Source organism: Enterobacter chengduensis, assembly GCF_001984825.2.
Taxonomy (GTDB): domain Bacteria; phylum Pseudomonadota; class Gammaproteobacteria; order Enterobacterales; family Enterobacteriaceae; genus Enterobacter; species Enterobacter chengduensis.
The window spans coordinates 2,201,194-2,214,856 of sequence record NZ_CP043318.1; the positions used below are offsets into that span (position 1 = coordinate 2,201,194).

The 13,663-nt window shown below is 56.1% G+C and carries 15 protein-coding genes and 2 tRNA genes; 7 read left to right on the forward strand and 10 right to left on the reverse strand.

Translation table 11 applies throughout. The annotated features are described in order from the left end of the window. The first annotated feature begins 7 nt into the window (after window positions 1–7). Window positions 8–820 (forward strand): MetQ/NlpA family ABC transporter substrate-binding protein, encoded by an 813-nt coding sequence (locus FY206_RS10840; RefSeq protein ID WP_010430254.1) that lies wholly within the window; start codon window positions 8–10, stop codon window positions 818–820. A gap of 110 nt (window positions 821–930) precedes the next feature. Further along, window positions 931–1,140: a fumarate hydratase FumD gene (gene fumD / locus FY206_RS10845; RefSeq protein ID WP_023343959.1), complete on the forward strand. Its 210-nt coding sequence runs from the start codon at window positions 931–933 to the stop codon at window positions 1,138–1,140. Here the strand turns inward: fumD and FY206_RS10850 are convergent. The 4 genes from FY206_RS10850 to FY206_RS10865 are packed head-to-tail and all read right to left on the reverse strand — an operon-like array spanning window position 1,121 to window position 4,214. Further along, on the reverse strand, window positions 1,121–1,807 hold the full coding sequence (locus FY206_RS10850) for an amino acid ABC transporter permease (protein WP_032639955.1): 687 nt from the start codon (window positions 1,805–1,807) through the stop codon (window positions 1,121–1,123). The two genes, fumD and FY206_RS10850, sit on opposite strands and share 20 nt — an antisense overlap. Continuing rightward, window positions 1,791–2,567, reverse strand: a complete 777-nt coding sequence (locus FY206_RS10855) for an amino acid ABC transporter permease (protein ID WP_032639957.1) — start codon at window positions 2,565–2,567, stop codon at window positions 1,791–1,793. The genes FY206_RS10850 and FY206_RS10855 overlap by 17 nt, the downstream gene beginning before the upstream one ends. Beyond that, on the reverse strand, window positions 2,567–3,382 hold the full coding sequence (locus tag FY206_RS10860) for an amino acid ABC transporter ATP-binding protein (RefSeq protein ID WP_032639958.1): 816 nt from the start codon (window positions 3,380–3,382) through the stop codon (window positions 2,567–2,569). The genes FY206_RS10855 and FY206_RS10860 overlap by 1 nt, the downstream gene beginning before the upstream one ends. 1 nt (window position 3,383) lies before the next feature. Next, window positions 3,384–4,214, reverse strand: a complete 831-nt coding sequence (locus FY206_RS10865) for an ABC transporter substrate-binding protein (RefSeq protein ID WP_167513860.1) — start codon at window positions 4,212–4,214, stop codon at window positions 3,384–3,386. Window positions 4,215–4,460: 246 nt separating this feature from the next. Between FY206_RS10865 and FY206_RS25295 the strand changes: the two genes are divergently transcribed. Beyond that, on the forward strand, window positions 4,461–4,628 hold the full coding sequence (locus FY206_RS25295; RefSeq protein WP_032639960.1) for a hypothetical protein: 168 nt from the start codon (window positions 4,461–4,463) through the stop codon (window positions 4,626–4,628). Between the two features lie 145 nt (window positions 4,629–4,773). Continuing rightward, window positions 4,774–6,180 (forward strand): DUF1996 domain-containing protein, encoded by a 1,407-nt coding sequence (locus tag FY206_RS10870; protein WP_032639962.1) that lies wholly within the window; start codon window positions 4,774–4,776, stop codon window positions 6,178–6,180. Window positions 6,181–6,230: 50 nt separating this feature from the next. Here the strand turns inward: FY206_RS10870 and FY206_RS10875 are convergent, their stop codons facing one another. Further along, on the reverse strand, window positions 6,231–6,371 hold the full coding sequence (locus FY206_RS10875; protein WP_032639964.1) for a hypothetical protein: 141 nt from the start codon (window positions 6,369–6,371) through the stop codon (window positions 6,231–6,233). Window positions 6,372–6,496: 125 nt separating this feature from the next. On the opposite strand from FY206_RS10875, the gene FY206_RS10880 reads away from it, so the two are divergent. Both FY206_RS10880 and FY206_RS10885 read left to right on the forward strand, forming a co-directional pair. Further along, window positions 6,497–7,279, forward strand: a complete 783-nt coding sequence (locus FY206_RS10880) for an MBL fold metallo-hydrolase (RefSeq protein WP_032639967.1) — start codon at window positions 6,497–6,499, stop codon at window positions 7,277–7,279. Between the two features lie 72 nt (window positions 7,280–7,351). Beyond that, the gene (locus tag FY206_RS10885) at window positions 7,352–7,987 is read left to right on the forward strand and encodes a carbonic anhydrase (protein WP_025758321.1); all 636 of its coding nucleotides are present in this window, start codon (window positions 7,352–7,354) and stop codon (window positions 7,985–7,987) included. A 28-nt stretch (window positions 7,988–8,015) separates the two neighbouring features. On the opposite strand, the gene FY206_RS10890 is transcribed toward FY206_RS10885, so the two are convergent. The 4 genes from FY206_RS10890 to mdtK form a co-directional block, all read right to left on the reverse strand. Then, window positions 8,016–9,611, reverse strand: coding sequence for an FAD-NAD(P)-binding protein (locus FY206_RS10890; RefSeq protein ID WP_032639969.1), 1,596 nt, complete (start codon window positions 9,609–9,611; stop codon window positions 8,016–8,018). Between the two features lie 117 nt (window positions 9,612–9,728). After that, a tRNA-Val gene (locus FY206_RS10895) sits at window positions 9,729–9,805 on the reverse strand. Window positions 9,806–9,809: 4 nt separating this feature from the next. Beyond that, window positions 9,810–9,886: transfer RNA gene (locus tag FY206_RS10900), tRNA-Val, on the reverse strand. 153 nt (window positions 9,887–10,039) lie between these two features. Continuing rightward, window positions 10,040–11,413 (reverse strand): MdtK family multidrug efflux MATE transporter, encoded by a 1,374-nt coding sequence (gene mdtK, locus FY206_RS10905; protein ID WP_032639970.1) that lies wholly within the window; start codon window positions 11,411–11,413, stop codon window positions 10,040–10,042. Between the two features lie 225 nt (window positions 11,414–11,638). Here mdtK and FY206_RS10910 point away from each other — a divergent pair, with 225 nt between their 5' ends. Beyond that, entirely contained in the window at window positions 11,639–12,280 is a 642-nt protein-coding gene (locus FY206_RS10910; protein ID WP_032639973.1) for a riboflavin synthase, read from the forward strand. Window positions 12,281–12,311: 31 nt separating this feature from the next. Here the strand turns inward: FY206_RS10910 and cfa are convergent, their stop codons facing one another. Next, window positions 12,312–13,460 carry a cyclopropane fatty acyl phospholipid synthase gene (gene cfa, locus FY206_RS10915; RefSeq protein ID WP_032639974.1) on the reverse strand — a complete coding sequence of 383 codons (1,149 nt, stop codon included), beginning with the start codon at window positions 13,458–13,460 and terminating at the stop codon, window positions 12,312–12,314. Window positions 13,461–13,663: the final 203 nt, after the last annotated feature.

A 13,663-nucleotide genomic window follows, 5' to 3' on the forward strand; every position in this document is an offset into this window, starting at 1 on the left:
ACCCATCATGAAAAAAACGCTGACGCTGATCGCCGCCGCAACCCTGAGCGCCCTGAGCTTCGCCTCCTGGGCCGACACCCTGACCGTGGGCGCATCCAACACGCCGCACGCCGAAATTCTGGAGCAGGCAAAGCCGATTCTGGCGAAGCAGGGTATCGACCTGGAGATTAAACCGTTCCAGGACTACATTCTGCCGAACACCGCCCTGGCGGGTCGTGACATCGACGCGAACTATTTCCAGCACATTCCTTACCTGAACAGCGTGCTGAAGGATCATGCGGGCGATAAGGACTACGATTTCGTCAGCGCGGGCGCGATCCACATTGAGCCTATCGGCATCTACTCTAAAAAATACAAGTCGCTGAAGGACCTGCCGGAAGGTGGCAAGATCATCATGCGTGACGCGGTTTCTGAAGAGGGGCGCATTCTCTCCATCTTCGAGAAAGAGGGCGTGATCAAGCTGAAGCCGGGCATTGATAAAGTGACCGCGCGCATCAGCGACATCGTCGAGAACCCGAAAAAGCTGCAGTTCACGCCTAACGTGGAGGCGTCCCTGCTGCCGCAGATGTATAACAACGATGAAGGTGCCGCGGTGGTGATTAACGCCAACTACGCGATTGACGCCGGTCTGGATCCGGTTCACGACCCGATTGCGGTAGAGAGCGGTGAAAATAACCCGTACGCCAACATCATTACCGTGCATCGCGGTGACGAGAAGAAGAAAGATATCGTCGCGCTGGTGAACGTGCTGCACTCGAAAGAGATTCAGGACTGGATCCGCACCAAGTACAAAGGCGCTGTCATTCCGGTAAACAACTAATTTACTGATTTTAAAGATGAAGCCCGGCGAGTCTCTCGCCGGGCTTCTTTTTTGTATCCGGCAGGAGAATCATTTAAGCTCAACGTTTAACAGGCAATGGAGTGATGACGATGGGTAACGTGACCAAAGATGAAGCGCTGTACCAGGAGATGTGCCGGGTGGTCGGAAAGGTGGTGCTTGAGATGCGTGATTTAGGGCAGGAGCCAAAGCATATTGTCATCGCCGGCGTCCTGCGCACCGCGCTGGCGAACCAGCGCGTTAAGCGCAGTGCATTGACAACCGAGGCGATGGAAACGGTGGTTAAAGCGCTGGCCGGGTAAGGCGCCAGCGCTTCGCAAGCCGCTCAAGCGAGCAGCAGAGCAGGTAGTAGACCACGCCCGTAAAGATAAAAATGGCCGCCGGGTAGATTTGCACCCGGTTGTTGACCTGTCCTGCCACCGTGGTCAGTTCCGGCACGTTGACGATAAACGCCAGCGACGTATCCTTCAGCAGGCTGATAAAAATTCCCACCAGAGACGGCAGAATATTCCTCAGCGCCTGCGGCAGCAGCACGCGCAGGAGGATTTGCCGGGTGCTGAACCCCTGAGACAGCGCCGCCTCGTACTGCCCGGACGGCAGCGCGTTAAGCCCGGCCAGCACCGAGTGCATCACGGTTGCCGCGGTAAACCAGGCCAGCGCCAGCGTGACGGTCAGCGCCCCCGGCAGATCGCCTCCGGCCATCAGCGGCAGGAGATACCACATCCAGAAAATCACGAAGATGAGCGGGATCCCGCGAATCAGCTCAGCCCACATAAAGAGGGCCTTTCGCACAAGCCCGGTAAAGCGCCAGGCCAGACACGCGAGCACTATCCCGCCGGGCAGCGCGATGACGGCGGCCCCGGCCGCCATCATTAACGAGAGCAATACGCCTCCCGGTTCACCGGCCGCCGCGCGCCCCCACAGCAGATAATCGAGGTTATCGGTGATGACGTTAAGTCCGGCAATCATGTTTTTCACTCCCTGAGGTGGCGACGTTTGGACGCTGACGTTTCGCCTGAGGTCCAGTGCGAACCAGCACCATCCCCATGACCAGGCCGGTCAGCAGGTAGAGAGCGGTACCGACGGTAAAGGCCTCCAGCGCGTGCGCGTTATAGCTCTCAATCTGCCTGACCTGATAGGTCAGCTCGGCAAAGCCAATTCCGCTGGCGAGCGAGGAGAGCTTCATCAGATTGAGGTACTGCCCCACAACCGGCTGCCAGGCGTTGGCCAGGCCCTGCGGCAGCAGGATGTAACGAAACAGACGCCACGCGGAGAATCCCTGGGCCAGCGCCGCCTCCCGCTGTCCGGCAGGCACGGAGCGTAACCCCGATTCCACCTCTTCGATTAAAAACGCCGAGGTAAACACGCCCAGGCCCCAGGCAGAACATAAAAATTCGGGCGTAAACCACCAGACGTCACCGGGCAAAATGGACCAGCTGTGATCCGCGTTGACCGCGTCGCGAAACGCCTGCGGCAGCCCGTTCCAGGCGGCAAAATACCAGAACAGAAGTTGCACCAGCAGCGGCGTATTGCGAAACAGCGACACCCAGCCGCTGACGACCGCGTTCCCGAGTCGTCCGCCGGAAAGGCGCAGAAGCATAAAGAGCAGGGCGAGCAGGCTGGCCAGCATTATCCCGGCAAGCGTGACCCACAGGGTGGTGAGAAATCCGGAGAGGATCCACTGCAGAGGCTGTCCGGTCAGTACCCCCTGCCAGTCGAGCGCGGGCATTACGGATGCTCCTGATGCAGCGGGTCGAGCACCTTTTGCAGGAACCGCTGCGCGCGCGGATGCGATGGCTGACTGAAAAACTGCGCCGGTGGCGCGGTTTCCAGAATTTGCCCGCCGTCGATAAAGACAATCCGGTCGGCAATTTCCCGGGCAAACTGCATCTCGTGGGTCACGACAATCATGGTGATCCCGCTGTGGGCGAGGGCTTTCATTACGTACAGCACTTCACCAATCATCTCCGGATCCAGCGCGGAGGTGGGTTCATCGAACAGAATAATTTGCGGTGAAGAGGCGAGGGCGCGGGCAATCGCCACGCGCTGCTGTTGTCCACCGGAAAGCTCTGCCGGGAAATGGTGGGCTTTTTCCAGCATCCCGACCTTCTCCAGCAGGGCCAGCGCGCGCTCGTGGGCGGGCTGCGGCTTCCAGCCGTGAACGTGCTCCAGGGCCAGGGTGATGTTCTGGCTGGCGGTGAGATGGGCGTAAAGATTGAACTGCTGGAATACAAACCCCACGCGGCTGCGCAGCTGGCGCAGCCCGGTCCCGGAAAGCGTTCCGGTTGGCTTGTTGTCGACCAGGATCTCCCCGCCGCTCAGGGTTTCAAGCTGGTTGATAAGGCGGATCAGGGTGGATTTTCCGGATCCTGACGGGCCGAGGATGGCAACCACTTCACCCGGCGTGATGGTGAGATTAATGTCGTTTAAAACCTGATGGTCGCCGTAGCGTTTCTCCACATGACGAAACTCCACGCTGGCCTGTTCCAGATGTGAAAAATCCGCGGCACCGGCCGCGGAGTGTGAAAATAAACCTGAGAGCATATTATCTGGCTTCTATTTTAAAGGCGCGAGGCTGGGGGGCTGGGGTGCCTGGACCAAACCAGACGTCGTATATTTTGGCCGCCTGACCGCTCTTCTCGAGATTAATCAGCTCGTCGTTGACGGCCTTCAGCAGCGCGGTTTCCCCTTTTTTCACCCCCACGCCAATCTCTTCTTTACTGAGCAGGTCGGGCAGGATTTTGAAGTTCGCTTTGTCCGGCGCCTGCGCCAGCAGACCCGCCAGAATGGTGCTGTCCTGGGTGATAGCCTGTACGTTACCGTTGCGCAGTGCCGTCAGCGCCAGCGGAATATCGTCATATGAGAGCACGCGTGACTGCGGGAAACGCTGGTGCAGCGACTGTTCGCCCGTCGTGCCTTTGACCGCGCCAATGCGCGCCCGGCTATAGTCATCAAGCTTATCCGGTGATTTCGCCGGCACCAGGAACTGCTGGCCGGTCACAAAGTAAGGCGTTGAGAAATCAATCACCTGTGCGCGTTCCGGGGTGATGGTGATATCCGCCACGATCAGATCGGCTTTCCCGGACTGCAGAAGAGGAATACGGTTGGCCGGATTGGTGGCAACCAGCTCAAGCTTCACGCCGAGCGATTTGGCCAGCGCCCTGGCAAAGTCCACGTCGTAACCCACGATTTCATGCGTTTTAGCATCAATCGAGCCAAACGGCGGGTTGGCGTCAAAGGTGGCCACTTTCACTACCCCTGCGGCCTTGATATCCGCCAGCCGATCGGCCTGCGCCTGTGCTGAAAGCAGGCTGCCCGCCGCCAGCAATCCCAGAACCAGTGCCCGTTTGTTAAACCCTTTCATTTTTGCTGCCATAGTCATACGCCATCCCGTTGTTTTTGTTTTTCCCCGCTACGCTCCCATAAGGGAAAGCTATCGCCAAATAAGAAATCGTTCTTTGCTATGAGAAAAAAAGCATTAGTGAACAAGGTGTTAATGAAGAGTAAAAAGGGACAGGGCGCTATTTGCAGATCCTGCACATCGACAGTGGATTTTGGTATTTCCCCCGCGCGACGTTTGGGTGTTTAACTGAGGTCAGATACGGCGAGAGAGGGTAAGACGATGAAAAAATGGATCAGCACGTTACGGCGGTTTTTTGCGAGCCGACCAGTGAATGCGGAGAACAGCGCGCAACGTGTTCTTGAGTCAATCCTGCCCGTCGCCAGCCTGTATGGCGTGGACGTTGCGAACATTGACCCGGAGTGGTTCCATGATAAAACGTCACGCTGAACTGCGCCGCACGCGCGAAATGTACTGGAATGAGCTGTGCGTGACGTATGTAAAGCCACAATGAGCGGAAAAGTACCCGGTGAATCATTCGGTTAATTAACCCGTTGTTTGTTACCTATAGGTCCTTTCATTAATGGAGATAATAATGAAACGGACCACGTTAACAACGGCGCTTTCAGCCCCTGCGCTACTTCTCGCAATGCATGCGGCACACGCTGGGCCACAGGCTCATGTTGTCTGCGGCTACTCCCATACGCTTGGCGATGATGCCATCATGATGTTTGGCAGGCCCAATGAGGCCATGCTGCATGACTTCTTCGGCAATACGCGCACCGATGCCGGCTCGTCCCGGGAAACCCTGCGCAAGCGGGAAGACACCACCTGCGATAACAAAGCGGATAGCTCGGCATACTGGGCACCTTCGCTGCGGCTGCCTGACGGCACGATCGTAAAACCTGCGTATCAGAAAACCTACTATCAGGCTTCGAATGTGGAATCCTGGCCGCTGCAGCCTTTCCCGGCGGGGCTCTCGCTGCTGGCGGGAGATCACCACGGCTCTGCGCCCAATCCGCACATCACTTTCCTGTGTGCTAACGGCAAAGGTTACACAACCAAAACGGGGGAGGTTTGCGGGTTACGAAAGGCGGGAGACGCCGTGCAGTTTAATATCGGTATTCAGTTCCCCAACTGCTGGGATGGCGTGAATCTCAAACCCGCTCACGGCATTGCCAACGCGACATACGATACGAAAGGGCAATGCCCGACGGCGTTTCCGGTAAAAATTCCAACCGTGAACATGAACATCGCCTATGTGCTTCCGACCATCACTTCTCTCGATACCGGCAAAGCCGAGCTTTCCCTCGACCCGATTATGCATGGCAACGAGCGCGAAGAGCGCTGGGGAAGTCTTTACACCGCTCATGCTGATTTTATGAACGGCTGGACGGATGAGGGCGCGCGCTTTATGACCGAGCTCTGTATGAATCGCGGACTGGACTGTGGCACGACCGTGCCCTATGCCTATTCAAAAGCGCAGGCAAACGTCTGGCTAAGCAGCCTTGAGCCGGGGCTCTCCCAACCTCAGCCGCAGGTATTGCTGGTGCAGGATAACTGGCAGAACGGAGGCCGAACCCAAAACAGTGAGACCCTCTCGCTGGTGAAGTTTACGATCCCGCCGCTGCCCGCGGGGCAGGATCCTTCTCTGTTTAAATATCGCGTTCGCATTTACGGCGGTAAGGTAGAAACTGACGGGGCCGATCAGATCTTCTTCTATCCGGCCAGCAGCGACTGGGACCCTGCAACGGTGAGCTGGACTGACCGCCCGGCGTGTAGCTATAAATCCGATGCCGTGCTGTATCTCAATCATTCCAAAGAGTACAGAATGGTGGATGTCGACAAGGCCGTGCGCAAGGCGCTGGCTGAAGGGAAAACCGAAATCTCGTGGTATATCGGCGGCGACCGCCAGGGAAACCATTACCAGTTTGAACCGGCTTCTTCGGCCCAAAGCCTGGTATTGATGTTAACGGGGTTTAAAAAGACGCCTGAACTGTAGCGCTCCGTTGAGTGCCAAAAAAAAGCACCGGCTGACCGGTGCTTTTTTTATCAGATCTTGCAGGCATCACCGCAGTCATCGTCGGCGACAATCGCCTGCGCTTTCTTGTCTGCATCATCCAGACGTTCCGCATTACGTTCTTCGGCTTCATCCAGACCGCTAAAGACTAAGTTATCGAGATCAATTTCCATGTGGCACCTGCTCTGTTCAGTTTTTGATACTGGCACAGTATAGGGTAAAAAAAGCCAGCAATGAACCTCGCAGCACATAAGGATAATCCCTGCCATACTCAGTGCTTTATCGCTGAGGAGAGCACATGATTACCCTCTGTAAAACCTGCGGAACCGCCTACGATGCCCAGCCGGACAGATGTCCCATTTGCGAAGATGAACGCCAGTATGTTCCCGCCACGGGCCAGGCGTGGACCGATCTCGACGCGCTCACCGCCACGCATAGCAACAAATGGCAGCAGCTGGAGCCGCGGCTGTTCGCGATTAAAACGGTCCCTGCTTTTGCGATTAACCAGCGGGCGCTGCTTCTGCAAACGCCCCACGGCAATATTCTCTGGGACTGCATCGCCAACCTCGATCCCGCAACTAAAACGCTCATCGCCGCCCTCGGCGGCATCAGCGCGATAGCAATTTCACATCCTCACTACTACACCACGATGCAGGCGTGGGCTGCGGCGTTTGATGCGCCGGTGTACCTGCACGCCAGCGACAGAGAGTGGGTCATGCGCGACAGTCCGGCCATTCACTTCTGGGAGGGGGATGCGCTGGAGATTTTCCCGTCGGTCACCCTGCTGCGTCTGGGCGGGCATTTTGCCGGTGGAACGGTGCTGCACTGGCAGGAGGAGGGCGGAGTATTGCTGGTGGGCGATATTTTGCAGGTCACGCCGGGTAAAGACGCCGTGTCGTTTATGTGGAGCTACCCGAACTATCTCCCGCTACCGGCCCGCGCCGTGGCGTCGGTCGTGCGTCATCTGGAAGGCAGAACGTTTCAACGTCTTTACGGCGCGTTCGAAGGGCAAAACATCCTCGCCAGCGCGGACGAGATTGTCCAGCGGTCGGGCCAGAAATATATTGCTTGTCTGAAGTGAAGCGCGGTGGGTAAACTTTACGAGTGTGATCTTGATCATACCTAAACTAAAACAGATAAAAGAGACATTGCTATGCAACATATCATTGAAGGTTTTCTCAGCTTTCAAAAAGAGATTTTCCCGCAACGTAAAGAGCTCTTCCGCAGTTTAGCGTCCAGCCAGAATCCCAAAGCGCTGTTCATCTCATGCTCCGACAGCCGTCTGGTCCCGGAACTGGTCACCCAGCAAGAGCCGGGACAACTCTTTGTCATTCGTAATGCTGGCAACATTGTGCCGCCGTTTGGGCCGGAGCCAGGCGGCGTGTCCGCTACCATCGAATACGCCGTTGTGGCGCTGGGCGTGACGGATATCGTGATTTGCGGTCACTCCAACTGCGGGGCGATGAAGGCGATTGCCGATAACGCCAACCTGGAGCCAATGCCGGCCGTGTCACACTGGCTGCGCTATTCCGACGCGGCGAAGGCCGTGGTGGAAAAGAAAACCTGGGATAAGCCGATCGATAAGGTCAACGCGATGGTGCAGGAGAACGTGTTTGCGCAGTTGAGCAACATTAAGACCCATCCGTCCGTTGCGGTGGGCCTGCGTAATAATTCCATCCGCCTGCACGGCTGGGTGTACGACATTGAAAGCGGCGAAATCCTTGCGCTGGATAAAGGCACGAAAACCTTCGTTTCGCTGTCTGAAAACCCGGAAGTGTTCTTCGAGTAATCCGCAACAGCAGGGCATGGAAGCCCTGTCAGTCCTCAATATACGGTAATCTCCGCCGCGATCCCGACGCGGGTCTTTCCGCCGCCTTCGCCATGGCTTTCGCAATTTCCGCACACTCCGCCAGCCCCTGTACGAAGGGACGATCGTGCATCAGCCACGGTATTGCGCCGAAGGCAATGCGGCCGCGTACGGCGTCAGGCGCGTTCAGGGTGTAATCTTCGCCGATGTCGGGTATCTCTTCGCCCGTGGCTTCCAGCTGTTTTCGCAGCGTTGGAAAGGGCAGATCTTTCGTTTTGAGCGGCTTTTGCCCGCGCGCGTCAATAAAAACGTCGAAACGGTAAACGGTCTCTTTTGTGGTGATAACCGTTCGATCGCTGCCAATATCCAGCGTGTAATCCTCACCGAGCGCCGCTACGCTAATGATGCCGGCTTCACGAAGCGCGAGCAGCCTGCGGATCGACTGCGGAGGGATCGCCGCGTAGTTATCGATAAATACCCGCGCCAGCCCTTGTTTGAAGCGTTTAGCGTCTCGCTCGTTGAGATGGGGGACGATCGCCTGAACCACCTCATGCAGCCGAAGCACGGTATAGCGCCAGGCCACGGTGCGGCGCTCGCGCTTATTTTTTTCCACCTCTTTCAGGTTATCTTCTGCCCAGCTAAAGGGGCCGTGCCGTTTACGATCCTCAAACCAGGCCTCGCGAATGCTGTCCGCATTTAGCGTATGCAGCGAAATTTTCTCGCACCACGTCGGGTCGGCGAGCTGCAGCTCTTTGACCATCAGGGTGAAGATGCGGTCGAGCAGGCCATCCGATCCTTTGGAAATCTCGCCTTCAGCCACGCGTTCGGTCAACACCGACAGCGGCTCATAAGGGATAGGGCAGTAAAAATCGGCTTCCGGCAGAATGCCCGTCCGGGACATCAGGACAATCTTCAGCGCCTCGCTGCCTTTATCCAGCACGAACCTATCGTCGCGGAAGGCACCGTGCTGCATCACGACCGCCATGGCCGCGTCGAGACCGCTCAGCGATGTGCCCATAATACCGACCCGGCAGGCAGGAATGCTGGCATCCATCAGGCCGGACCAGGGGCTTGGGAAGAACGTGCGCGTGGCCTCCTCCTCCTCTGGCCAGACGTGACCGGTAGCCACCACCGCCAGGTCGAAGCGTTCAGGAAAGGCGCCGTCGTTGACGGAAAGCGTGACGCCTTCTTTCGCGGGTGCGATATCGGTGACCCGGGCGGATTCATGAACATCAACCTGAAATCCCCGCTTTTTCGCCTCTTTTACGATAGACCGGAAGCTGTCGCGGAAATACTCGCCCAGCAGGAGCCGGGGCAGAAACTGCCGGTCGTGCAGGCTGGCTTTATCAACCTTAAAGCGCGCCAGATGGGCGTCGCTCTGGCCCTTGAGCCAGTCGAGATAGGTCATAAAAATGGGCGGGATTTCAATGCTCGCGATATTTGCCAGCATCAGACGCGAGTTATCGTCGTCGTTATAGGGCATGCCTACGCCCGCTTCATCAGCTTGTTCAAACACGGAGATGGAAAGCGGCTGCGGGTTGTTCAGAAGCGCGTAAAAGGTATAAATCCCTGTTGGGCCGGAACCGATAATGGCGATTTTCTTCATCGACGGTCTTCCTGTTTTTTTCCATGAGGAAAGCGTAGCAGGAGAACGGTGATAAAAATGTAGGATTAGGAAAATTCAGGATATCAGAAGAGGATTTGCACCATTTCAGGACTGAAATGGTGCGTCCGAGTGGACTCGAACCACCGACCCCCACCATGTCAAGGTGGTGCTCTAACCAACTGAGCTACGGACGCAGAATGGTGCGTTCAATTGGACTCGAACCAACGACCCCCACCATGTCAAGGTGGTGCTCTAACCAACTGAGCTATGAACGCAACGTGTTGTCGGTGACAACGGGGACGAATATTAGCGGCACAGCATCGAGGTGGCAAGAGGGAAAATGCAATTTTCTCTCTGATTTCACGCGATTGCTGTATTACCGCGCAAAGTGAAGAGAAAGTAGCCGCCGGGCGGCGGCTACTGCGTATTTAACGTGCAGCGCGTTGCAAAATGATCGTTGATGGCTGGCGCTGCAGGAAGCGCATGCGCATCATCATCATAATTGCCGCCGACGTCAGGCCGATGATAAAGCCCATCCAGAACCCGGCAGGCCCCATGCGCTCAACCACCAGATCGGTCAGGGCCAGGATATAGCCACACGGCAGACCCAACACCCAGTAGGCGATAAAGGTGATAAAGAAGATGGAGCGCGTGTCTTTATAGCCGCGAAGCACGCCGCTGCCAATGACCTGAATGGAGTCAGAAATCTGGTAAATCGCGGCCAGCAGCATCAGGTGCGAAGCCAGCGTGACCACTTCAGGATTGTCGTTGTAGAGCAGGGCAATTTGCTCGCGTAACGCAACGGTAAAGAGCGCCGTACAGACCGCCATGCAGACGCCGACGCCCAGCCCGGTCCGGGCGGCCGTTTGCGCATCCAGCGTTGAGCCCTGACCCAGGCGGAAGCCCACGCGAATCGTTACCGCCGCCGCCAGCGACATGGGCAGGACGAACATCAGAGAGCTGAAGTTGAGCGCAATCTGGTGGCCTGCGACGTTCACAATGCCCAGCGGTGACACCAGCAGGGCAACGACGGCAAACAGGGTCACCTCAAAGAACAGGGCGAGGGCAATCGGCAGCCCTAGCTGCACCAGACGCGTCATGATGTTCCAGTCCGGCGTGCTAAACCTGTTCTCGTTGCGGATATCGCGCATGGAACGGGCGCGTTTTACAAAGACGATCATCGAGAAGAACATCACCCAGTAAACGGCGGCCGTCGCCACGCCGCAGCCGACGCCGCCCAGCTCCGGCATTCCGAAATGACCGTAAATAAAGACATAGTTCACCGGAATATTAACCAGCAAACCGATAAAGCCCATCACCATCCCGGGCTTGGTTTTCGCCAGGCCTTCGCACTGGTTACGCGCCACCTGGAAGAAGAGGTAGCCCGGTGCTCCCCAGAGCAGGGCACGCAGATAGCCCACGGCTTTGTCAGCCAGGGCCGGATCGATGTTATCCATCGCGCGAATGATATGACCGGCGTTCCAGAGCACCACCATAATCAGCACGGAAACAAATCCGGCCAGCCAGAACCCCTGGCGGACCTGATGGGCAATGCGTTCGCGACGCCCCGAACCATTGAGCTGGGCGATAACCGGCGTCAGCGCGAGCAGCAGACCGTGACCGAACAGGATGGCCGGAAGCCAGATTGATGTACCAATGGCGACGGCCGCCATGTCGGTGGCGCTGTAGCCGCCGGCCATTACCGTATCCACAAATCCCATTGCGGTCTGGGCAACCTGTGCGACGATCACGGGTATCGCCAGTGCCAATAGCTGCCGCGCTTCATTCATGTACTTCTGCACGTGAACACCTTTATATTCTAGTTATTTGAGAGACTAAAAAAGCCGCCGAAACGGGCAGCAAGAAGAAAAAGCAGGGGGGTGCCAGCTATTGTAGCGGGCTTTAGCTATTTATCTAGTGAAAAAATCGCCAGAAAATGCGCTCCGCTGGCAACCTGTTTTTCCAACTGTTATTGTGGTGGGATTAAACGGTGTCACCACCGTCCGGAAAAAACAGGAGTTGTATGCATGTTTACTGGTATTGTACAGGGCACTGCTAAAGTGGTGTCCATTGATGAAAAACCTAATTTTCGTACGCATGTTGTAGAGCTGCCGGAATATATGCTTGAGGGCATCGAAACCGGCGCGTCGATTGCCCATAACGGCTGCTGCCTGACCGTCACCGAAATTAACGGTAACCAGATTAGCTTTGATTTAATGAAAGAGACGCTGCGGATCACCAACCTGGGCGAGCTGGCGGTGGGCGATACCGTCAACGTTGAACGAGCAGCGAAGTTCAGCGATGAGATTGGCGGCCATCTGATGTCGGGGCACATCATGACCACCGCTGAAGTAGCGAAAATCGTCACCTCGGAAAATAACCGTCAAATCTGGTTTAAAATGCAGGATCCGTCATTAATGAAATACATCCTCTATAAAGGATTTATTGGCATTGACGGGATTAGCCTGACGGTGGGGGAAGTGACGCCAACGCGCTTTTGCGTGCATTTAATTCCTGAAACGCTGCAGCGCACCACGCTGGGTGCGAAAAAGCTGGGGCATCGCGTGAATATCGAAATCGATCCGCAAACCCAGGCGGTGGTGGATACGGTTGAGCGCGTGCTGGCGGCAAAAGAAGCGGCAATAATAAAGAACGTAGAAGAAGAATAAAAAATAGCCCCGGTTCACCGGGGCTATTTTTTTAGCGTGCGACCCGCAGGCCGTGTTCAATTCCGCGGCTGAAAACAACCTGCCAGAGCTGAATATCCCGCGCGCGAAACGCTCCCGCGCAGGCATTCAGATAATAGCTAAACATTCGCTTAAATCGTTCAGAATAGTTGTCCGCAATCTCTGGCCAGGCCTCCTGAAAACGCGCATGCCATGCCATCAGCGTGGTGTCGTAATCCGCGCCAAAGTTATGCCAGTCTTCCATCACGAAATGGGACTCGCTGGCGTTGGCAATCTGGCGAACGGACGGTAAACAGCCATTCGGAAAGATGTATTTGTTGATCCACGGGTCAACGTTATTGTCGGTCCGCTTAGAGCCGATGGTGTGCAGCAGGAAGATGCCGTCCGGTTTTAAGTTACGATCCACGATCTCAAAATAGGTATCGTAGTTTTTCGGCCCGACGTGCTCGAACATGCCGACGGAAACGATCCGGTCAAACTGCTCGTTCAGGTCACGGTAATCCTGCAGGCGGATATCTACGTCGAGGCCCTGGCAGCGTTCCCGAGCCATTTTTTGCTGTTCCGCTGAAATCGTTACGCCGACCACGCTGACGTCATAGTGCTTCGCCATAAAATACGCCAGCCCACCCCAGCCGCAGCCGATATCCAGCACGCGCATGCCGGGCTGTAGCTGCAGTTTTTCGCCGATCAGACGCAGCTTGGCCTGCTGTGCCTCCTCAAGCGTTGACGCGTCTTTCCAGTAGGCACAGGAGTATTGCATGAAAGGGTCCAGCATCCGGCTGAACAGGTCATTGCCCAAATCGTAATGCTCTTTACCGACGATCCATGCGCGTTTTTTATTTTGCAGATTAAACAGTCGGGCAGAGGCGACGCGCAGGGTGTCTTTCAGATGGCGAGGGAGTTGATTTTCCAGACCGGCACGCAGCACGCTGGCGAAAAAGGTATCCAGGCGCTCACACTCCCACCAGCCGTCCATGTAGCTTTCGCCCAGGCCTAACGATCCCTCTCGCAATACACGTTTAAAAAAGTCGGGATGTTTAACCTGAGGATCGGATGGTGATGAACCATTGATAGTGATGCCTGCTCGACCTAACAGTTCACTGACGATCCGGGACCAGTTGTCGTCCGGAACGCTGACTTCTTCTATACACGATGAACTCATAGCTTCTCCATCACTCTGATGTGATCAGAACCTTCAAACAGCGTAGACGCTTTTTTGGTTTGTGAGAAATCTCACGGTAAAAACCGCGAGGCTAGTATCCGACGTAGAACAGAGGAAGGGAGATAACCCTTGCCGAAATGCCTTCCATGGTAAAACGGGAGCACTCCGGCTCCCGTTAACACTTAATATTTATCGTATTTAAT